Below are 20,519 nucleotides of genomic sequence, written 5' to 3'. Positions count from 1 at the left end.
ATCGACGATCCTCTTTCGGTTGTTGTGTAACCGAAGTGCCCGCCGGTAGGAAGGATTCCTTGCCACGGGAGGAAGTTTCGTCCGAATTTCGCACTTTCGTGGCGTCGTGTCGTGGCAGGTCCAGACCAGTGATACCTGATCAGATTACCGCCTGACCAGCCTCTTCGTGAATAGTGCGAACCGATCGATGGAATACTGTCGCGGCGAAATTCTGTCATCGATGCTAATTCTTCGAATAGGTTATGTAACAAAAGCAACGGAGAGGACGTCTGAGGGGGCAAGCACCCTTGATGGGCGCGGGCGGGGTCTCGACAGGCTCGCGGGGCGGGCCTGTCCGATCATCGTGCCCGAACGGGGCTCGGCGGGGAAGCTCGGGACACGCCCGGGATCCGCGAACTTGATTCATTCCAGAAAATGGGTCAGACTGCGCCCGTGCCCACGACCCCGGAGTTCGAGCGGATGCTGCGCGGGGCCTCCCTGCGCGTGACGCGCCCTCGGGTGGCCGTGCTGACAGCGGTACGCGACCATCCGCACGCCGACACCGACTCGATCATCGGTGTCGTGCGCGCGGAGCTCGGTGAGGTCTCTCACCAGGCCATTTACGACGTGTTGCGGGCACTGACCGCCGCGGGTCTCGTCCGGCGAATCCAGCCGTCCGGATCCGTAGCACGCTATGAGTCCCGTGTCGGGGACAACCACCACCACGTCGTGTGTCGATCATGTGGTGTCATCGCCGACGTCGACTGCGCCGTCGGTCCCGCACCCTGCTTGAGCGCGTCGGACGACCACGGCTTCGTGATCGAAGAGGCCGAGGTCATCTACTGGGGCCTGTGTCCCGACTGTGCTATCGAAACCCGCGCGATCGAACCCCGTTCCTGAGCCCTGCAAGCTCTGAATTCCCGGAAGGATTCCCGTGTCTGACAGCCCGGACGCCGTCGTCGGCGAGATGAACGAAGAGAGCGCGGGCGGCTGCCCCGTCTCGGCGGGGCGCCGCAACCACCCCACCGAAGGCGCGGGAAACCGTGACTGGTGGCCGAATCAGCTCAATCTGAAGATCCTCCGGAAGCACACCGCGGCTTCCGACCCGATGGACGCCGGGTTCGACTACGCCGCCGAGTTCAAGACCGTCGACCTCGACGAACTCGCCAAGGACGTCGACGCCGTCCTCACCACTTCGCAGGACTGGTGGCCCGCGGACTTCGGCCACTACGGCGGCCTCATGATCCGCATGGCGTGGCACAGCGCGGGCACGTACCGCATCGAGGACGGCCGCGGTGGCGCGGGCGCGGGCATGCAGCGCTTCGCCCCGCTCAACAGCTGGCCGGACAACGGCAACCTGGACAAGGCCCGCCGTCTGCTGTGGCCGGTCAAGAAGAAGTACGGCCGCAAGATCTCGTGGGCCGACCTGATGATCTTCACCGGCAACCGCGCCCTGGAGACCATGGGCTTCAAGACCTTCGGCTTCGCCGGTGGCCGCGCCGACGTCTGGGAGCCGGACGAGGACGTGTACTGGGGTCCCGAGCGCACGTGGCTCGGCGACGAGCGTTACACCGGTGACCGCGAGCTCGAGGGCCCGCTGGCCGCCGTGCAGATGGGTCTCATCTACGTGAACCCGGAAGGCCCGAACGGCAACCCGGACCCGCTGGCCGCGGCCCGCGACATCCGCGAGACCTTCCGTCGCATGGCGATGAACGACGAGGAGACCGTCGCGCTGATCGCGGGCGGCCACACCTTCGGCAAGGCGCACGGCGCGGCGAACCCCGACGAGCACGTCGGTGCCGAGCCCGAGGGCGCTTCGATCGAGGAGCAGGGCCTCGGCTGGAAGAACTCCTTCGGCAGCGGCAAGGGCCGCGACGCCATCACCAGTGGTCTCGAAACCACCTGGACCTCCACGCCGACCCAGTGGAGCCACGGCTTCTTCCAGAACCTCTTCGGCTACGAGTGGGAGCTGACCAAGAGCCCCGCCGGTGCCCACCAGTGGCAGCCGAAGGACGGCGCCGGCGCGAACACCGTGCCCGACCCCGAGTCCGGCGAGCTCACGCGCCCGCCGACGATGCTCACCACCGACCTGTCGCTGCGGGTCGACCCGGTCTACGAGCAGATCTCGCGTCGTTTCCTGGACAACCCGGACCAGTTCGCGGACGCCTTCGCCCGCGCCTGGTACAAGCTGACCCACCGCGACATGGGCCCGATCCAGCGCTACCTCGGCCCGCTGGTGCCGCAGGAGACGCTGATCTGGCAGGACCCGGTGCCCGCCGTCGACCACGAACTGATCGACGACGCGGACATCGCCTCCCTCAAGGAGAAGCTGCTCGCTTCGGGCCTGTCGGTCTCACAGCTGGTCTCCACCGCGTGGGCGTCGGCTTCGACCTTCCGCGCGAGCGACAAGCGCGGTGGCGCCAACGGTGCCCGCATCCGCCTCGAGCCGCAGCGCGACTGGGAGGTCAACGACCCGCAGACGCTGGCCCAGGTGCTGCGGACGCTGGAAGGCGTCCAGGAGGCGTTCAACGGCGCCCAGACCGGCGGCAAGAAGGTCTCGCTGGCCGACCTGATCGTGCTCGGCGGCGTCGCGGCCGTCGAGAAGGCCGCCAAGGACGGCGGTCACGACGTCACGGTGCCGTTCACCCCCGGCCGCACCGACGCGACGCAGGAGCAGACCGACGTCGAGTCGTTCGCCGCGCTGGAGCCGACCATCGACGGCTTCCGCAACCACCGCGGCAAGGGCCACCGTCTCCCGACGGAGTACCTGCTCATCGACCGCGCGAACCTGCTGGACCTGAGCGCGCCCGAGCTGACCGTCCTCGTCGGCGGCCTGCGTGTGCTCGGCGCCAACACCCAGGAGTCGAAGCACGGCGTGCTCACGGAGAAGCCGGGGTCGCTGACCAACGACTTCTTCGCGAACCTGCTCGACATGGGCGTTCAGTGGACCGCCGCGTCCGGTGACGCGGAGACCTTCGAAGGCCGCGACCTCGCGACCGGCGAGGTCAAGTGGACCGGTACCCGTGCCGACCTCGTGTTCGGTTCGAACTCCGAGCTTCGCGCGGTGGCGGAGGTCTACGCCAGCGACGACGCCAAGGAGAAGTTCGTCCGCGACTTCGTGGCGGCGTGGGACAAGGTCATGAACCTCGACCGGTACGACGTGGCATGATCCGAGCCTGAACCTGGCTTGACACCGGGCCGGCCGCGTTTCGCGGCCGGCCCGCTGTGTTTCCGCCGGACGAAGGGAGACGGACGTGGGGGAGCTGCTGGCGGCGGGCGGCTGGGGCCTGCTGGCCGGGTCGGCGTTGCTGCTCGGGGCGATGGTCGGTTTCCTGGTCCGGATCCCGGGCAAGGCCGTGGCGAGTGTGATGGCCTTCGGCAGCGGCGTGCTGATCTCCGCCGTCTCGTTCGAACTGATCGCCGAGGCGCACGAAAAGGGCGGCTTCCTGCCGACCGCGCTCGGTGCTCTGGGCGGTTCGCTGATCTACACCCTCGCCAACATCGCACTCGCCCGGCGGGGCGCCCGTCATCGCAAACGTTCGGGCGACCAGCAGACGTCCGAGAAGGACCAGGCGGGCTCCGGCACGGCCATCGCGCTCGGCGCCCTGCTGGACGGCGTCCCCGAATCGATGGTGATCGGCACCAGCCTGCTCGGTGGCGGGAGTGTCAGCGTCGTGACCGTGGCGGCCGTGTTCATCAGCAATGTCCCGGAAGGACTGTCCAGCGCCGCCGGGATGAAACGGGCTGGCCGGAGCCCGCGCTATGTCTTCACGCTCTGGAGCGGGATCGCCGTGATCAGCGGCGTGGCGGCACTGCTCGGCTACGGCGTTCTCGGCGGCGCGTCCGGCACCGTCCTGGCCGTGATCACCGCACTCGCGGGCGGCGCGATCCTCGCCATGATCGCCGACACGATGATCCCGGAGGCCTTCGACGACGCGCATCTGTGGACCGGGCTGATCACGGTCGCGGGCTTCCTCACCGCGTTCGGCCTTTCGCGCATCGAGGGCTGAGCGAGGGTGAGCCCGATGGCGTGAACCACCGTGGCGCGTTCGGCGTAGTCGAAAAGCACGACGCCGGAATGACGGATGGCTTTGGATGCGAAGGCCTTGGTGACGGAAGATTTCGCTGCCGACGAAACACTGAACGCCTGGAGCGAGTCCCATGAAGAACGAAACCTCCGAAAACCTCCGTCTTCTTTTGACCGGCTTCGGGATCGACACCGCGAAGGCGGGCAGTGGGGTCGACCTCGTGATCGACCGCTTCGACAACTGGACCAACAAGGCGAGGGTGGACACCTTCGGCTGCTTCACCGGAGCCTGTTGTGTCATCCCACCCTTGGCCGAAACCAGGTGATCCGCTGATCAACGGCCGGACGGCGGCGGGATCGGCGCTCCGGCGCAGGACCCGTCGCCCGCCGTGCCGGTGGAGAAGAACTCGACGGCCTTGCTCGCACAGGGGAGCGAGGACAGCGAACCGTGGTGATCGTCCTCGACGGTGAGCAGGGCTCCGCCGATCCGCTCGCGCATGGCCAGTGCCCAGCCGATCGGTGTCACCGGTTCGTAGACGTGCCCGACGAGTTGCAGCGGACTCGTTCCTCCGGCGAAATTCCACGGCTGGACCGGCAACGGCCAGCCCGCGCACCGGCCGTCCCAGAACCCGGGGGAGGCGACGGCCGGGTACGCGCGGATCCGGTCGAGCCGCCGTTGCCAGATCGTCTCGAAGTCGCGAGGACCTTCGGAGGCATTGCAGAGGATCGCCGTCTGCTGGAAGGTGTTGGCGCCGTTCGGTTTCGCGTCCCAGCCGAATCCGGCACCGCGCTCGGCCGCGGGTCCGGCCGCGGGCGCGGTGCCGTCACGCAGGGCGGCGAGCGCCTTGGCGGAGTTCGCCCAGTCGCGGCGCGGACCGGCGAGGTAGTTCGTCACGGTCTCGCCGTGCACGTCACGGAGCTTCAGCAGCGCGTCGAGCACCGCGGGCTGGGTGCGCCCGAAGTGGTAGACGGCGTCGTAGCGGGCGATCCAGCCGGCGAACTCCCGGGCCGTGATCTCGCCCGCCGCGATCATCGCGTCGTCCATCGCGCCGACGTCGAGGGTCGGTGCCATGACCGAGTCCAGCAGCATCCGGTCCACCCGGGAGTCGAATCCGGTGCGGTAGGCGGCACCGAGCGCGGTTCCCCAGGAGACACCGTAGAAGCCGATCTTCGCCTCCCCCAGGGCTTCCCGGATCCGGTCCATGTCGCGCGCGACGTTCTCGGTGGTCAGGTTGCGGACGAACTCGGGATCGCCCGCGACACAACGCTGGTTCACCTTCGCGTCCCGTTCGAAGACGAACCTGGCTTTTTCCTTGTCCGGCAAGGAGGACGGCGGCTCGGCGTCGTCACCGGGAAGCGACGGGCAGGCGACGTCGGCGCTGTAGTCGACACCGCGCGGATCGAACCCGATCAGGTCGTGGTCGGCGCCGATCCCGGCCGCCTTGCTGTCGGTGAGCCACCTCGGCTCGTGGATCCCGGACTGGCCGGGGCCGCCGGGATTCAGCAGGACCACACCTCGCCGCCGGGCGGGATCGGTCGCCTTCCGCCTCGAGACCGCGATGTCGATCTTCCGGCCGTCCGGCTTCGCGTAGTCGACCGGGACGGTCACCATCGCGCATTCGGTGCGCTGGTCGTCCGCGGGCTCCCAGCCTCCGGCCACGTCCTTGCAGAGTTTCCACTCCAGCGGTGCGGGTGACGCCGAGGCGAGCGCCGGCGCCGCCGGCGCCGCCGGCGCGGCCATCGTCGTCGCGAGCAGCACGATCGCGACCCGGTTGCGGGGCATGGGCGGTTCTCCAAGGCTCGACGGCGGGACTTCGTCAGCCTCGCCGCGTGCCCCGGCCGTCCACATCGGCCGATCGGCCGATGATCACCGGCCGCCGGTCAGACGTCACCCGACGCCAGCAAGGTCAGCAGTTCGGCGTGCCCGGCCTGGGTGATCAGGCTGGCGGCGTCGAAGTAGACGCGCTCGTTGGTGATCCGGTCCCCGTCGAAGAAGAACACCGCGATGATCGGGACGCGGAACGCCTTGCCGGTGGGCGGACGGCCGTAGAACTCGCCGAGGTTGGTGCCGAGCAGGTCGAACTCGACGATGACCGACTCGTCGGCGAAGTGGTAACGGACGTTCTCGTGCCGCTGGTCCGGGAACGCCGTGCGGGTCATGCGGTAGTACCCCATGACCTCCTCGTCGCCGTCGAAGATCTGCCCGGTCGCCATGATCTCGTAGTGCGGATGGCCGTTGAAGGTGCCCAGCGTGCGGTCGAACTCCTGGGTCACCTCGGTGTCCATGTGCTCTTCGATGATCTTGTGGCGCCGCTCGCGCAGGTCTTCGCTGATCACTGGTCCTCCGGGTCGTTCCTGGTCGCGATCCGCAGACTACCGCCCGCGGCTTCGTCGTCGGTCCCGTAGAGCAGACTGCCGCACGAGCGCGAGAGGCACGTCATGGCCTCGATCTTGTGACCGGGGAACTCGCCGATCCTCACCGGAACGGGGGAGAGGGCGATCGAACCGTCGGCACGGAGCACACCCGCCGCGTACACGGCCGAATCGAACGGGCCGTCGTCGCCGGGATCGGAGGCGGCCGAGATCAGGACGCGGCCGTCCGCGGTGATCTCGACGTCGGAGGCGTGCCGGACGTCGGTGGTGGGGTAGGCGACGCGGAACGGGACCGACTTCGGGTTCTTGAAGGCCAGCTTCGAGGCCGAGAACTCCGCCGAGTAGAGCGTGGCCGGGCGGGCGTCCTGGCCGCGATCCGCCCAGACCGCGAACAAGCGGTCATTCACCTTTTTCAGCGCGAAACTCTCGTAATTGTCTTCCGGGTCGCCCTTCGGTACCTGGAAGGTGCCGAGCACTTTCAAGCGCCGGTCGTCCAGCTTGAAATGAAAGCCCTTGCCGCCGCTGGCCAGCGCGATGAATTCACCGGCCTTTCCTGGTACCGCTTCGGCCGCTTCCAGATCGACGGGGAGTTCGCCCGGCCAGTCGATCGGGTCCACCTTGGACACCCGGCCGTGGTCGAGACGCACCCGGACCGCCCGGTTCTCTCCGGGTTTCTTGTTGTCCCGCAGCACGAGCGCGTCGACCCGATCGCCGTCCTTGTCGAGGACGGCGACACCGCTGGCGCCGGAGGTCATCCCGGTTCCGACGGATTCCCAGCCGTCGCCCGCCGACGCTGTCGAAGGGAGGAAGAGCGGGATGGTCAAAGCCGGAAGAATGGCGAGGGAGGCGAATTTCATGCCGACAAACTAGTTCAGGAGCGGGGCGGAACGAATGCTGGAATCGATGCAGGAGTTCCGGCGCGGACCCGGGGATCCGCGCCGGAAACGCGGTCGGATTCAGGCGCCGCAGTAAAGGCTGCCGGCGCGGAGCGCGTGGCCCCCTTCGTTCCCGTCGTCGGCCCAGACCACCTGCTTGCCCCCGCGTTCGCAGGTCGGCGAGATGGCGAAGCCTTCGTTGTTGTAGTTCGGCATCGCGCTCGGCCGGTTGAAGGTGTCGGTCACGGCGAACTTGCCCTGCGGGTTGACCGAGAGCGTGGTCGAGTTCCCGCTGCAGTTGTCGTCGCAGACCGCCCAGAGCTTGCCGTTCGAAGCTTCGTACTCGAGTTCCATGATCGAGTCGAGGCCGCTCGCGAAACTCGCGACGCGGGTGTACTTCCCGCCCGCCTGGTCGAGGGCGTAGGCGTAGATCATCCCGTTGCTCTCGAGACCGACGAGGTAGAGGCCGGTGCCGTGACCGGGGTAGGTGGCCGGGTTGTACGGCGCCTTCGTGCGCTCGTCGACGAACCCCTTCGCGGTGAGGGCGCTGTCCGGGATCCACGAGACGGCTTCGAGGCCATCGTTGGCCGAGACCTTCGGCAGGTCCGCCGTCAGATCCCATTCGGCCTTGGCGGTGAGAGTCTTGGCCGCTCCGGAGACGTCGTACCGGAGCACCTTCAGCGCGCTCTTCTTGCTGTTGTCGCCGTCGCGCTCGGTGGCCGTGACCACGCCGTCCGGGGTGGCCACGACGGCCTCGGCGTCGGGATCGCCCTTGCCGTTGCGGTAGCGCAGGGCCTTGCCGGACGACCAGCCGTTGGCCGTGTCCGGTCGCCACGTCGTGCCGTTGCGCACGAGGCGGTACAGCGTGCCGGGGCCGTTCTTCACCGCCCACAGGACGTCGGCGCCTTGGAAGGACAAGCCGCTCATGTTGCCGCCGAGGACGTCCGAATCGTCGACGTTCATGACGGCGGAACCGCCTGGCCAAGGGCTGTTCGCGGCGGTGCTCGCGGTGGCGGTGGTGGCGGGCAGGACCAGCAGGACCGCGGCGACGGTGGCCACGGCAGCGGGGCGGATCCGGCGAGGTGATCGGGGCATTCGCGCTCCTTCGGGGCGGACGAAGTGAATCGCGGCGTGTCGACACAAGTTAAGTAAGTTTCCTAACAAATACAAGATATCGCCAAACTCCCACGAAATGAAGCAACGGCGGGTTTACAAATAGTGACTACTTGTCAAACCGGGTGTACATCACCTACAGTTTTGTAAACCCAGCCAACGGAGGAGGGTGCGATGAGCGAGTTGACGGGCACGATCCCGGAGGGCTCGACCGAGCGGTGGACCGACCGCAAGCGATACCTGTGGCTGATCGGCCTGGTGGTCCCCTCGCTCGCGTTCCTCGCCATCGGGCTGTACGCGGCCACCGGATGGGGCGTGTGGTTCTGGATCGGGCCGATCGTGATCCTGGTGGTCGTGCCGCTGATCGACCTGATCGCCGGGCTGGACCGCGACAACCCGCCGGACGACGTCATCGAACGGCTGGAGAAGGACCGCTACTACCGCTGGATCACCTTCGCGTTCCTGCCCATCCAGTACGCGGGTTTCGTGGCCGCGTTCTGGCTGATCTCCCGCGGCGATCTGTCCGTTGTGGACAAGATCGGCCTGGCGATCTCGATCGGCTGCATCGGCGGTATCGGCATCAACACCGCGCACGAACTCGGGCACAAGAAAGAAAGTCACGAGCGCTGGCTGTCGAAGATCGCGCTGGCACAGAGCTTTTACGGTCACTTCTACATCGAGCACAACCGCGGCCACCACGTCCGGGTGGCGACCCCGGAGGACCCGGCCAGCAGCCGGGTGGGGGAGAGCTTCTACCGGTTCTGGCCGCGCACGGTGTTCGGCTCGCTGAAATCCGCGTGGGGCCTGGAGCGCAAGCGGTACGCCCGGCGTGACCGGCATCCGTTCCGGATCGGCAACGACGTGCTCAACGCCTGGCTGATGTCGGCGGTGCTGTGGGCGGCGCTGACCGTGTGGCTGGGACCGGGAATCCTGCCGTACCTGGTGATCCAGGCGGTCATCGGGTTCTCGCTGCTGGAAGTCGTGAACTACATGGAGCACTACGGGATGCGGCGGCAGAAGGTCGGCCCGCCGAACCGCCGGCGCTACGAACGGGTGGATCCCAGCCACAGCTGGAATTCCAACAACATCGCCACCAACGTCCTGCTCTACCACCTGCAGCGGCACAGCGATCACCACGCCAACCCGACCCGCCGCTACCAGACCTTGCGCGATTTCGCGGAATCGCCCGTCCTGCCGACGGGCTACGCGGGGATGATCGTGCTGGCGCTGTTCCCGCCGGTCTGGCGCCGCGTGATGGATCCGCGGGTGCTCGCGCATTTCGACGGCGACATCTCGCGCGCCAACATCCAGCCGTCGAAGCGGGGCAAGATCCTGGCGCGCTACGGAACCCGCGTCACCGCGCCGTCCCTGGTCGTCACCGACACACACGGCGACGCGACCGAAGGCGGGATGTGCCCGGGCTGTGGCTACGTCTACGACGAGAAACTCGGCGACCCGCGTGAGGGTTTCCCCGCCGGAACCCCGTGGTCGGCGATCCCGGATTCGTGGTGCTGCCCGGACTGCGGGGTCCGGGAGAAGGTCGATTTCGTGGCACCGGGAAGGGTCGGAGCATGATGAAGATCGAGGCGGACCGCGCGAAATGCGACGGGCTGGGCATGTGCGAGGCGATGGCGCCCGACTTCTTCGAGGTCGGTGACGACGGCACGGTCATGGTGCTCGACGAGCGGCCCGGCGAGGAACACCGGCAGGATCTGACGGCCGCCGTCGACGCTTGCCCGGTGCTGGCCTTGAAACTGCGGGACTGACCATGACACTGGTCGTCGTGGGAGCCTCGCTGGCCGGACTGCGCGCGGTGGAGGCGGCGCGCCGGGACGGGTACCGCGGGCGGATCGTACTGATCGGCGCGGAAGATCACCCGCCGTACGACCGGCTTCCGCTGTCGAAGGCATTCCTCGACGCGGAAGGCCCCGGGCGGATCGATCCGTTCCACAGCGTGTCCGCCCTGCGCGACGAACTCGGCGTCGAACTGGTGCTCGGCGCGGCCGCGGACGGTCTCGACACCACCGCGCGCGAAGTGGCGGTGGACGGCTGGACCGTGCCCTATGAAGCGCTGGTGATCGCGACCGGCGCCACCGCGCGGCGGCTGCCCGGGAGCGAGGAAATCGCCGGGGTCCACACCCTGAGGACCGCCGAGGACGCCCTCGCCGTCCGGGCCGCGCTCGACCGCGGGGCCCGCACGGTCGTGATCGGGGCGGGTTTCATCGGCTCGGAAGTCGCCGCCGCGGCCCGGAAACGGGGGCTGCCGTCGACGATCGTCGAGGCGCTCGACGTCCCGCTCACCCGATCCGTCGGGGCCGAAGCCGGTGCGATGTGCGCCTCGCTGCACCGGGAGGCGGGCACGGAGCTGCGGCTGTCCACGAAGGTCACCGGCCTGGAAACCGACAACGGCGCGGTGACCGGCGTCCGGCTCGCGACCGGCGAGGTGCTGCCCGCGGACCTGGTGGTCGCCGGCATCGGCGTCGTCCCGGCCACCGGCTGGCTGGCCGGGAGCGGGGTCCCGCTGCACGAGCTCGACGGTGGTGTGGTGTGCGATGCCACGCTCGCGACCGGCGTGCCCGGCGTGTACGCCGCAGGGGACGTCGCGCACGCCGAGAACCCGCTGTTCGACGGCGACTTGATGCGGCTCGAACACTGGACGAACGCCGCGGAACAGGGAGCCGCGGCCGCCCGTCACGCGCTCTCGCCTGAGTCGGCGCGTGCGCTGGCGCCGGTGCCGTACTTCTGGTCGGACTGGTACGACCACCGGATCCAGTTCGTCGGCACCCCGCGCGCGGACGAAGTGGTGACCGCCGTCCCGGCTTCCGGCGGGTTCACCGCGCTGTACCGGCGCGGGGACCGGATCGTCGGCGCGCTGACCGTCGACCGGCCGCACGAGATCATGAAGTACCGCCGCCACGTCGCCGGGCGGACGCCGTGGGCCGAGGCGCTGGCGTTCGCCGCTGGAACGGCGGCTTAGAAGGTGTCAATCGAAGTGAGGTCGGCGACTGGGGTGAGGACAAGCGCGCTTCGAAAGGCACAGCTTAGAATGACGATCATGAGCGAGGCACCCTCAGCCGCGGCCACGGGTGGCCCGTACCGGCAGCCGATCGTCGCGTCGGCGATCGAGCTGACCGTGCGTTCCGGCTGGGCCTCGGTGACGATGAGCAAACTCGCGGAGATCGTCGGCGTCAGCCGTCAGACCGTCTACAACGAACTCGGCTCGAAGACCCAGCTGGCCGAAGCGATGATCTCGCACGAGCTCGCGCGGTTCCTTTCGGTCGTGCGAGACGCCTTCGAGCGGCATCCCGACGACCTCGTCGAGGCGATCCACGACGCCGTCCGAGGCGTCCTCGAACTCGCCGACGACAACCTCCTGCTGCGTGCCATCGTCTCGGCCACGCACGGCGCCGACACCGAGTTGCTGCCGCTGCTGACCGTCCGAGCAGGCAGCCTGCTGGGCGAAGCGACGATCATGCTGCGCGGCCGCGTGCGCGACTACGGCCCGCCGCTGGACGCCGAACAGCTCGACGTCGCGATCGACGTCGTGGTCCGGACGGTGCTGAGCCACATCATGCAGCCGTCGGACACTCCCGCGCGCACGGCCGACGCGCTGGCATGGATGGCCTCGCGGGTCCTCGGCACGAGCACGACCCGGTCACTGCGGCATCTCTCGCAGGATTAGGGCCGCGACCTCGGCCGGGCTCAAGTGAGTGTTGTCGATACGCAGGTGATCGTGCTGCTCGATCAAGCCCTGGGCGTGGACCCGGCGGGTTTCGCCGGTGTTCATGACATAGTCGCGGTCGAGTTCGAGAAGGTTGGCGTGCGAGAACTCGAGATCACGCTTGCTGGGCTTGCGATCGAGGCGGAGCTCGGTGGAATTGCGCCTGAGCCGCTCGTCGAGATCCGCGTACAGCTCGACGAACCGCGTCCGCCCGCCGCGTGACCGGACGATGTCGACGTACGAGCCGATGAGCTCGGCGTCCTCGGGCAGGTCCAGACCCCAGACGTTCGTGTACACGAGGCCGGCCAGACCCGCGTCGGCCGCCTCCTCGATGACGCGGCGACGGAACTCGTTGACGAGCCTGCCGAACGGCGGCGAGCCGAAGGGGAAGATCCCGAGCACCGGCTCGACGGCCATGTGGTTGTGGAACAGCTTGAACCCGGTGAGTTCGCACAGCTTCTCGCCGACGGTCATCTTGCCGACGGCGGGCGGTCCGAAGATCACGACGAACTCCACCCGAGTCACGGTAGCGGGCCCGTAACGGGCACCGAGGGAGCAGGGCCGGCCACACTCTCGGTCCGCCCTCGTCGGCGCTCGGCTGGAGCCGATGGTTCAGCGCACGAGAGGTTGGCTGGTCCAGCCTGCACGGTCCGCGTGGACGGCAAGGCCGCGGTAGACGCCGAGCACGCCGTCCGGTCCCAGCGGGGTGGCATCGGCGGCCGACATGGCGTCGATGAACAGGTCGGCCTGGAGGCCGTCGACGTCGGAGACGGACAGCCGGTCTGAGTACTGCGGCGTCCCGAGGTGGTCTCCGTCGAAGGTGTCGCGGCGGGCGGGGTGGCCGTCGACGGTGGTGTTGGGCACGAGGCCGTCGGTGCCGGGGTGGACGGACACGCTCAGGGCCGGTCCGTGCCCGTCGGGGCGGAGGTTCAGGTCGAGGGTGGCGCGCCATGCGCCGGCGAGGCCACCTTCCTCGATCTCGCTCGCCGTCGGCCGGATCTCAGGGGACAGGCCAGTGAACTTGAACGGGAAGCGCAGTCGTTCGGCACCGTCGGTGCGTAGTGCCTCGGCGATGCGGCGGGCGGTCTCGCGCGGGTCGCCCTTGAGCCGGGAGACGGACAACTCGGCCCAGCCGTCGGCGGCGTAGCGCCACTTCAGGATGAGTGTCCCGGAGTCACCGGGCACCCCTACCCAGTACGCCGGGGCGCCGTTGACGGCCGGGGCGCCGGTCACCGGCCCGTAGGGCACCGTCCGTGTGCCCTCGCCGGGAAGCTGTGTCTCGATCGGCCGTTCGGTCAAGGGGGCGACGCCGGCGGCGTAGAGGCGCACCTCGACGTGCGTCGCGGGGAGGGTCGCACCCGGACCGTTGGCCGGGTCCGGAACGAACCTCGACGCCTTCAACGTCAGCCGCTCACCATTGATCGACGTGGTGCGCCAGTCCAGCGTGTCCTGCTCGGGCAGCCAGCCGAACGAGGCGTAGCGCACCAGCGGGTCGAACCGAGCAGGCGCACTGGGGGCAGGGGCGGCCGCGGGCGGCGGGGCGGAAGAACCGGTGGGCGGCGGCGAACGGTCGATGACGGCGTACGTCAGGGTGGTGGCCAGCCCGGCGACGAGGACCGACGCCGCGACCGAGGTCGCCGTGCGGACCCTCCGCCCGCGCCGGGCCGTGGTCACCGCGCCCACGACGTCGACTCGGGACGGGGGAGCGGGGGCCTGGGCAAGATCGTCCAAGAGGGTGCGCACATCCTGCTCGTCCATCAACTGCTCCTCTTCGCGGCCGGCGAGACCGGTGACGGGGTGTCGGCCAGCACGCGCCGCAGCGCGTCCAGGCCACGTGCGGTTTGACTTTTGACGGTTCCCGGGGAACAGCCCAGAACGTCGGCGGCCTGCTCCACGCTCAGATCGCAGTAGAAACGCAGCACGAGAGTGGCCCGTTGCCGCGGCGGCACGGTGGCCAGCGCGGTCCGCACCGCTACGCGACCGGCGTGGTCCGGCTCCCCTCCGGCGTGGTCCGGCGGCTCGGCCATCAGCCGGACCCTCGACCCCCACCGGCGTCGCTCGCCCAGGAACGAGCGCACCAGGATCGTGCGCGTGTAGCCGTCCAGGTTCTCCACCTGCGAGGCTCGTTTCCAGTGCCGGTACAGCTGCGTGAACGCCGTCTGCACCACGTCGTCGGCCCGGTGCCAGTCCTGGGTCAGCAGGTAGGCCGTCTGACGCAGCCAAGGCAGCCGTGTCGTCGCGTAGTCGACGTAGTCACGGTCTTGCTCGCGCACGGTCTCTCCTGTCCTCGGCGGCTCCCACCCCCTAATGCGCCGGGCGGCCAGAAGGTTGCACGGCGGATCGCGTCGGCCCTACCTGCCTCACGTCAACCCCGCACGGCACCGGGAGGCGCGCGTTCAGGTCAGCCGTGGCCGATCTCGGTCCGGTGCCACACGGCCGGCACGCCGCCTGACCTCGCCTTTGCTTTTGCGAGGAAATGCCACGGATTTGAGACTGAATAAGGGTGGCCAGCACGGTGGCGGCTCTCGCACGAGCTCATGGTGCCCCAACCGAGGAACAGCTCTCGACTAACACGCGACCGCCCAAGCGGTAGGCGAATCCCTCGGACCTTGATCGGCGTGGAGGCAGCCAGACTGACACGCCAGTCGCCGCGAGCACTGGCTGACTCTCGGTGCGAGGGTCGAGTCATGCGCCCCGTGGTTCACGGTCCGAAGTGGACGTATGAGGCCCAGATGGCCGGGTCGCGGGGAGCCGAGTCGCGCAAGGCACGCACGGTGCGGTGGAGCAGGTGGGCGGTGCCGTCGAGACGCAAGCCCGAAGGCCCGAGCAGCCCGGTGTACATCATCTTGGCGACCTCGACCGCGGTCCGGTCCGTGATGGTCCACAGGGTGGCGATCACCTGCCGGTAACCCGCGAGCTGGAGTGCCGCGGCGAGGTGGATGGCCTCGTCGGGCAGGGTCGTGCCACCGATCGCCGTGCTGCAGGCCGACAGGTAGGCGAGTTCGGCGTGCTCGAGATCCAGTTCCGCGACCTCGAGCACGGTCAGTGGTTTGTCCCACAGGTAGAGACTGCCCGTTGATGGCTGTTGCAGGTTTTGCCCGCCATGGCAGGCGAAATGTGCGAGGGCGTGGGTGCGCAGGTCGGCGGTGATCGCGGCGTGAGTGGCGGTGCCGGCGATACGTGACGTGCGACCGAGGGGGATCACGCGAGAAAGGAATTCGGCTTCCTCGCGGGCGCAGGGCAGCGGGCACAGGTCCGGGGAGCCTGGAACTGGTGGGGTCTCCGGCATGCTGACCACGAGGACACGTCGGTCGGCGGGCTCGACAGCGACGGCGCTGTTCGCCTTCGCCAGCGCGCGCAGTGTCGGCGTGTAGGACGACACCGCACGGTCGATCACCGTGCGTCCGGTGGGGGTGTCGGCCGGGTCGTGGTAACCGGCGGCGTGCAGCGGGAGCAGGGTCAGCGATCCGGTGGGGCACCACCACAGTCGTGGCAACGGTTCGTCGTGGCCGGTGTAGCCCAACCGGGTCAGCACCGGATCGGCGACGGTGTCCCACAACCATTCCAGGGTCGCGTGCACCGTTTGCCTGGCGCCGGTGGTGGCGAAGTCGCCTGGCCCGCCTGGATTCTCCAGCAGCTTCAACGCCCGCAGATACCCCTCTGCCCGTCGCCCGCTCTCCCCGAACGACAGAGCGGGCAGCGGAACGTGCTCGACGTCGCGGTCCCGGTGCACGATCAAGGCGTCACATCGGGCTTCGTCGACGTTGAGCAGGACGACGGGACCGTCGGGCAGACCCTCGCGCAGGGTGGCCAGCGGCGGGATCCGCAGTAGGTACTCCAGTCCTGGCAAGGCGCGTGCTTCGGCGAGCAACCGGTCCCAGTCCTCGGCCAGCTTGATCCGGTCGGACCGCATGCGCTGGCTCGGGTCGCTCCACGGATCGGTCGTGGCGGCGGCCTCCGGGATGTCGGGCACGGTCGTGGCCGCCAGCTTCGCCGCCACGGCGCGCAGCCGATCGTGCAACGCGAGGTCACGTTCCCGCAGCATCGACAGGTCGTCCCTGGTCTGCAACGCCTGTGACCACAACACAGAGCGGCCCTGCTCGAGCAGTTCCACGGCGCGGCCGGGGTCACCGGCCTCCAGCGCCGCGGCGGCGGCCATCCTCGCCAGGCCCTCCCACACCGTCAGCCTGCGCTCGCGCGCGTCGCGTTCGACGCCGTGCCAGGCCACCTGGGGTATCAGCGCGACAGCGACGCCGAATGCCTCCGTAGCGGAGGCCCAGTCGCGCTGCCGGACGGCCAATTCGGCCCACAATCTGGCCGCGGCAGCCCGATACGCCGGTGCCGTGGCGGGAGCTTCGACCGCGGTCCGGTAGGCGGCGACCGCGGCGTCGAGGCCGCCCCCGCCTTCGACACGCCTGCGTTCGTGCAGCCTTCCCAGCGTCACCCAGGCCACCGCGACCCGAGGGTCACCGGCGGTCATGCTGTCGATCGCCCGTCCGGCCAGCTCGATCGACTCGGCCGCGTCGGCGTCGTCACCACCGCGGTCGTACCTGGTGTGCAGGGCGGTCGAAAGGTTGAGGACGCACAGCGGGTACATCGAATGCGTCACGTCGGTGATCGCGATCGCTTCCCGGACGAGTGCGACGGCCCGGTCCAGGGCGTCCCGGCCCGGGCGCCGGTCACGGCGGGTGCGCAGCAGCCCCGCCAGGTTCATCAGGATCTCTCTCCGGTTCGAGCTCTGGGGTGTGCTGCGGTCCACCGCCTCGTTCAGGGCGGCGACCGCGGCGTCGAGGTCCGCGGTGTCGCGCCCTTCCAGGTACCGGATGTGCAGCGCGGTCCCGAGGTTCATCAGGCATATCGACACCGCCGGGTGATCCGGCGGCGCGGCGGCGACGGCCGATCGCCCGGCGTCCACGGCGGCGTCGAGGTCGGCGGCCGAGCCGAGCAGACCCGCCCGCGTGCGTAGTGCGTTGGACAGGTTGGTCAGCATGATGGGCCGCAGCGTGTGCCCGGGGTGGGCGCTCTCTGCCGCCTCGAACAACGCGTCGACGGCGGCGTTGAGGTCGGAAACCGTCCCGGTCCGATCGAACCGGGACCACAGTGCCAGCCCCAGCGTCATCAGGTTGACCGCCGAGGCGACGTACCAGTTGGGGGAGTGTGCGGCCTCGCGGCCCAAGTCGATGGCGGCGTCGAGGTCGTCGAGATCGCCCGTGGCCAGCGATCTGGTCAGCAGGCCAAGGGCCAGCGCGGTGACATGGACGCCCCGTTCGGCCGGTGTCGTGCCCGGCAGGGTCGCGGCGCGCTCGGCGGCCGCGATGGCCTCGTCCAGATCGGCGCGCTCCGCCAGGATGCTGTGCCGGCCACGCAGTGCGGACGCCAGTTCGGACAAGGCGTTCGCCGCTATCGCGTTGTTCGTGCCCGCGGCGGTCACCCCGCGGCGCAGCACCTCGATCGCCTCGGCCAGCACCTCGAGGTCGCCGGTCCGCTCGAACCGCAGGGCCAGCAGGGTGCCCAGCATGATCAGCGTGTGAGCCCGGTTGGCCTCCTCGTCCTGGGTGTGGGCGAGGACCGCTCTGCCGATTTCGATCGCTTCGGTGAGCAGAGGCTCTTCTCCGGAGTTGAGAAAACGCAGACGGAGCGTGCCCGCCAAGAGGATCCCGGCCGTGATCCGGCCTGGGCTCGCCACCGGTAGCCCGTCACTCGCGACTTCCAGCAGTTCACTCGCCTCGGCGAGCGCGACCGGGTCGTTCGACCACTGCCCGTGAAGCGACAGCGCGCCTCCCAGCATCAGGCTGAATTGGGCCGTCTGGTCGCGCGATCGGGACGAAGCGAGACCGGGCCGCAGCACTGCGATCGCCTCGTCCAGATCCGCGGTGGAGGCCATGGCCTGGAAGCGGGCCCGCAGGGCGAAGCCGAGATAGAACCGGAGCGTCGGCAGGTCTGGATTGTCCGCGCCGGCCCGGCCGAGCACCGACCGCAGCGCGTCGACGGCCTCGGTGAGATCGGCGGGGTCGCGGGCCCACTCGTACCGGTCGGTCTGTGCGGCCGCGACATTTCCCGCCAGCAGCAGCGCGTCGGGGCTGGTCCGAAGGGCCGCCTTACCGCTGTCGATCGCCTCGGTCAGTGCGCTTTGGTCGCCATGGCGGTAAAAGCGGATGCGAAGCACTTGGATGAGGTTGTTCACGAACATGGTCCGGTTCATTCCGGTGGCCTGCGCCAACGCGGCCCGCAGTGTCGTTGCGGCCGCCTCCAGGTCCGCTATGGCACCGGTGTTCTCGTAGCGGGACATAAGCGCGTTGCCCAGGGTGAGAGTGACCGTCACCGTCGGGACCTCGCCGGGTGGCGTTGCCGCGTAGCAGGTTTCGATGGCTTCGGTCAGCTTCTCGGGGTCGCGCTCCGAGGTGGCCGTCGAGGTCAGGATCGCGGCCAGAATGCCGAGCATCCGATACCGGCTCGAGTCGTCCGCGCCGGTGGCGGCGAGCGCTGAGCGGATCAGCCGGGTCGCCGTCTCCCTGTCGGCCGGTTCGCCCCTGGCTTCGAAACGTTGCAGGTGTGCCCACGCGGTGTCGGCCCGCAGGTCGGGCAGTTCGGGGCCGTCGGCGGGCAGGGCTTCGACGACCCGGTGCAACACGGCGACGGACTCGTCGAGGTCGGCCGGGTCCGAATTCCGGCTGTACCGGAAGCTGAGTGCGTTCGAGAGGGCGGACGAACACTGCGTCAACGCGGAGCCGTCGGGAGCCAGCGGCACCGTCGCCCGCAGCGTCTCGATCCGTTCGTCGAGGTCCGCCGCCTGGCCTGTGCGCAAGAAGCGCCACCGCAGCAGTTCCGCCAGCTGCCAGAGCTGCTGGCCATGGATCACCGTGTCACCGGGGATGCCCTGCGCGCCCGCTCTCGTCGTCTCGATGGCTTCGTCGAGCTCACTGTCATCGATCGCGCCATTGGCGCCCGCCAGCTTGATCGCCTCGTACAGCGCCATCGAAAGGGCCGTGAGCATCGGCGCCCGGCCGTGTGGACCGCCCGCGCCGGCCGTCTTCGCCTCACGAAGGACGTCCACGGCTTCCCGGAGGACCTCCTGGCCACCGGTTGCCCGGTACTGGCGGCGAAGTGACTCACCGAGGGACAGCAGCGCGGTCCCGCGAAGCGGACTGTCCGCGGGCAGTCCCGCCAAGGTCGCCCTCGCCGCGCTTATCGCCTCGGCAGGGTCCGTGTTGCCGTGTCGCAGCACGGTCGCCAGCGTGGCCTCGACCGTCCACCTCAGCGGGTGGCCTTCTCCGATGGCCGCGTCGGCCTCCCTGGCCAGTGCGATGGCTTCGGCCAGGTCGGCTTCGTCGGGACCATCAGGCGTGGTGAAGGCCGAGGCATACGCGAACCGGGTCTGGAGCGAGCTCGCGAGGTTGAGCTTCGCGGTGACGTGCGACTCGCTGCCCTCGGGGAGGCTCCTCAGCGCCTCCCGCAGGTATCGGACACTTTCGGCGATGTCGGTGGGTTCGCCCGTACGGACGAACCTGACCCGAAGGGCGCTGCCTCGCAACAGGAGCGCTTCACCGAATGCCGGGTCTTCCGAAGCGCAGTTCGCGAGGACTTCCCTGGTCACCTCGACGTACTCCTCGACCACGGCGAGCGGACCGCCGGTATTGCACTGGGTCTCCAAGGCCAAGGCGAACTGCGACAAGTAGGCGACGCGATTCGGGTCACCGGGCGGCAGGGACGACACCACTTCGCGCAGGAGCACCGTGCTGTCGGCGAGGTCCCGTTCCTGCCCGCGGATGCCGAACCGGGTGAGCAGTGCGACCCCGAGAGGAAACCGGACCGCCGGGACTATCGGGTGCCCGGCCGACTCGAGTGCCGCGCGGCCCGCCGCGACGGCGTCGTCCAGATCCGCCTCGGCGGTCGTCCATTCGAAGCGCTGGTTCAACAGCACCATCAGGTTGAACCGGTGCGCCGGACGGTCGACCTCGCTGCCGACGTCGACGGCGGCTCGACAGGCGGCCACCCCCAGGTCGGTCAGGACGGGATCCGCGGCCGCCAAAGCGACGTCGGTGATCACCGACGCGTAGAAAGGTCCGAGCTCCGCGGGCGGGAGTCCCGGATAATGGTTCTCCTGAAGCCAACTGAGCACCGGCGGTGGCACTACGCCAGGAAAGGATTCGGCGAGCGGGGCGAACAGTTCCGTACAGGTCTGGATATCAGGCCCGATGCTGCCCGGCGACAGGGCACAATGCCGCAGCCAGTGCAGCATTCCGAGTTCTCGAAGCAGCTCGGGAGGCAGGCCGGTACCGATGGCAGGCAGGACCAGGCGAGCGGCGTCCGCCACGGCAGCGGGTGTGGTGACCTCGTCGGCCTCGCCTGTTTCCAGACAACGGCGAATGCGTTCCAAGAGCGAGATGTCCACTCCTCCTTCGCCACCCACTACGGTGCGGTAGACGATTCA

16 protein-coding genes are annotated in these 20,519 nt (G+C 69.1%); 8 read left to right on the top strand and 8 right to left on the bottom strand.

Translation table 11 applies throughout. From position 1 onward, the window contains the following. The first annotated feature begins 432 nt into the window (after positions 1-432). The 4 genes from BKN51_RS14755 to BKN51_RS14740 all read left to right on the top strand — a co-directional run bounded on the left by BKN51_RS14755 (position 433) and on the right by BKN51_RS14740 (position 4,332). Positions 433-879, top strand: a complete 447-nt coding sequence (locus BKN51_RS14755) for a Fur family transcriptional regulator (RefSeq protein ID WP_101608200.1) — start codon at positions 433-435, stop codon at positions 877-879. A gap of 34 nt (positions 880-913) precedes the next feature. Beyond that, the gene (gene katG / locus BKN51_RS14750; RefSeq protein ID WP_101608199.1) at positions 914-3,148 is read left to right on the top strand and encodes a catalase/peroxidase HPI; all 2,235 of its coding nucleotides are present in this window, start codon (positions 914-916) and stop codon (positions 3,146-3,148) included. Between the two features lie 85 nt (positions 3,149-3,233). Beyond that, on the top strand, positions 3,234-3,989 hold the full coding sequence (locus tag BKN51_RS14745; protein WP_101608198.1) for a ZIP family metal transporter: 756 nt from the start codon (positions 3,234-3,236) through the stop codon (positions 3,987-3,989). Positions 3,990-4,140: 151 nt separating this feature from the next. Further along, entirely contained in the window at positions 4,141-4,332 is a 192-nt protein-coding gene (locus BKN51_RS14740; protein ID WP_101608197.1) for a hypothetical protein, read from the top strand. A gap of 8 nt (positions 4,333-4,340) precedes the next feature. On the opposite strand, the gene BKN51_RS14735 is transcribed toward BKN51_RS14740, so the two are convergent. The 4 genes from BKN51_RS14735 to BKN51_RS14720 all read right to left on the bottom strand — a co-directional run bounded on the left by BKN51_RS14735 (position 4,341) and on the right by BKN51_RS14720 (position 8,349). Further along, positions 4,341-5,789: an alpha/beta fold hydrolase gene (locus tag BKN51_RS14735; protein WP_101608196.1), complete on the bottom strand. Its 1,449-nt coding sequence runs from the start codon at positions 5,787-5,789 to the stop codon at positions 4,341-4,343. 98 nt (positions 5,790-5,887) lie between these two features. Next, on the bottom strand, positions 5,888-6,343 hold the full coding sequence (locus BKN51_RS14730) for an ester cyclase (protein WP_101608195.1): 456 nt from the start codon (positions 6,341-6,343) through the stop codon (positions 5,888-5,890). Next, complete coding sequence (locus tag BKN51_RS14725) at positions 6,340-7,236, bottom strand: hypothetical protein (protein WP_101608194.1); 897 nt, start codon at positions 7,234-7,236, stop codon at positions 6,340-6,342. Before BKN51_RS14725 ends, BKN51_RS14730 begins: the two co-directional genes overlap by 4 nt. A 99-nt stretch (positions 7,237-7,335) precedes the next feature. Continuing rightward, positions 7,336-8,349 carry a hypothetical protein gene (locus BKN51_RS14720; RefSeq protein WP_101608193.1) on the bottom strand — a complete coding sequence of 338 codons (1,014 nt, stop codon included), beginning with the start codon at positions 8,347-8,349 and terminating at the stop codon, positions 7,336-7,338. Between the two features lie 192 nt (positions 8,350-8,541). On the opposite strand from BKN51_RS14720, the gene BKN51_RS14715 reads away from it, so the two are divergent. The 4 genes from BKN51_RS14715 (at position 8,542) to BKN51_RS14700 (ending at position 12,049) form a co-directional block, all read left to right on the top strand. Then, positions 8,542-9,942 (top strand): fatty acid desaturase, encoded by a 1,401-nt coding sequence (locus BKN51_RS14715; RefSeq protein WP_101608192.1) that lies wholly within the window; start codon positions 8,542-8,544, stop codon positions 9,940-9,942. After that, positions 9,939-10,133: a ferredoxin gene (locus BKN51_RS14710; RefSeq protein ID WP_101608191.1), complete on the top strand. Its 195-nt coding sequence runs from the start codon at positions 9,939-9,941 to the stop codon at positions 10,131-10,133. Before BKN51_RS14715 ends, BKN51_RS14710 begins: the two co-directional genes overlap by 4 nt. Before the next feature lie 2 nt (positions 10,134-10,135). After that, the gene (locus tag BKN51_RS14705) at positions 10,136-11,344 is read left to right on the top strand and encodes an NAD(P)/FAD-dependent oxidoreductase (protein ID WP_101608190.1); all 1,209 of its coding nucleotides are present in this window, start codon (positions 10,136-10,138) and stop codon (positions 11,342-11,344) included. 69 nt (positions 11,345-11,413) lie between these two features. After that, a complete protein-coding gene (locus tag BKN51_RS14700) occupies positions 11,414-12,049 on the top strand; it encodes a TetR family transcriptional regulator (protein ID WP_101608189.1) in 636 nt (211 codons plus the stop codon). Here the strand turns inward: BKN51_RS14700 and BKN51_RS14695 are convergent. From BKN51_RS14695 to BKN51_RS14680, 4 genes are all read right to left on the bottom strand, one after another. Then, on the bottom strand, positions 12,023-12,604 hold the full coding sequence (locus BKN51_RS14695; RefSeq protein ID WP_101608188.1) for an AAA family ATPase: 582 nt from the start codon (positions 12,602-12,604) through the stop codon (positions 12,023-12,025). The two genes, BKN51_RS14700 and BKN51_RS14695, sit on opposite strands and share 27 nt — an antisense overlap. Before the next feature lie 96 nt (positions 12,605-12,700). After that, the gene (locus tag BKN51_RS14690) at positions 12,701-13,846 is read right to left on the bottom strand and encodes a hypothetical protein (RefSeq protein ID WP_101608187.1); all 1,146 of its coding nucleotides are present in this window, start codon (positions 13,844-13,846) and stop codon (positions 12,701-12,703) included. Then, the gene (locus tag BKN51_RS14685; RefSeq protein ID WP_101608186.1) at positions 13,846-14,361 is read right to left on the bottom strand and encodes a SigE family RNA polymerase sigma factor; all 516 of its coding nucleotides are present in this window, start codon (positions 14,359-14,361) and stop codon (positions 13,846-13,848) included. The genes BKN51_RS14690 and BKN51_RS14685 overlap by 1 nt, the downstream gene beginning before the upstream one ends. A 428-nt stretch (positions 14,362-14,789) precedes the next feature. Further along, positions 14,790-20,480: a CHAT domain-containing protein gene (locus BKN51_RS14680; RefSeq protein ID WP_101608185.1), complete on the bottom strand. Its 5,691-nt coding sequence runs from the start codon at positions 20,478-20,480 to the stop codon at positions 14,790-14,792. Positions 20,481-20,519 lie beyond the last annotated feature (39 nt).

The sequence above is a fragment of the Amycolatopsis sp. BJA-103 genome (genome assembly GCF_002849735.1).
GTDB lineage: Bacteria > Actinomycetota > Actinomycetes > Mycobacteriales > Pseudonocardiaceae > Amycolatopsis.
The sequence above is the reverse complement of the archived record's forward strand: the minus strand, read 5'-3'. Positions and strand labels throughout refer to the sequence as shown.

Bases quoted from the DNA above. Each gene is read 5' to 3' on its own strand.
- BKN51_RS14720 (WP_101608193.1), bottom strand. From the start codon at position 8,349: ATGCCCCGATCACCTCGCCGGATCCGCCCCGCTGCCGTGGCCACCGTC.
- BKN51_RS14725 (WP_101608194.1), bottom strand. From the start codon at position 7,236: ATGAAATTCGCCTCCCTCGCCATTCTTCCGGCTTTGACCATCCCGCTC.
- BKN51_RS14740 (WP_101608197.1), top strand. From the start codon at position 4,141: ATGAAGAACGAAACCTCCGAAAACCTCCGTCTTCTTTTGACCGGCTTC.
- BKN51_RS14735 (WP_101608196.1), bottom strand. From the start codon at position 5,789: ATGCCCCGCAACCGGGTCGCGATCGTGCTGCTCGCGACGACGATGGCC.
- BKN51_RS14690 (WP_101608187.1), bottom strand. From the start codon at position 13,846: ATGGACGAGCAGGATGTGCGCACCCTCTTGGACGATCTTGCCCAGGCC.
- BKN51_RS14715 (WP_101608192.1), top strand. From the start codon at position 8,542: ATGAGCGAGTTGACGGGCACGATCCCGGAGGGCTCGACCGAGCGGTGG.
- BKN51_RS14705 (WP_101608190.1), top strand. From the start codon at position 10,136: ATGACACTGGTCGTCGTGGGAGCCTCGCTGGCCGGACTGCGCGCGGTG.
- BKN51_RS14710 (WP_101608191.1), top strand. From the start codon at position 9,939: ATGATGAAGATCGAGGCGGACCGCGCGAAATGCGACGGGCTGGGCATG.
- BKN51_RS14700 (WP_101608189.1), top strand. From the start codon at position 11,414: ATGACGATCATGAGCGAGGCACCCTCAGCCGCGGCCACGGGTGGCCCG.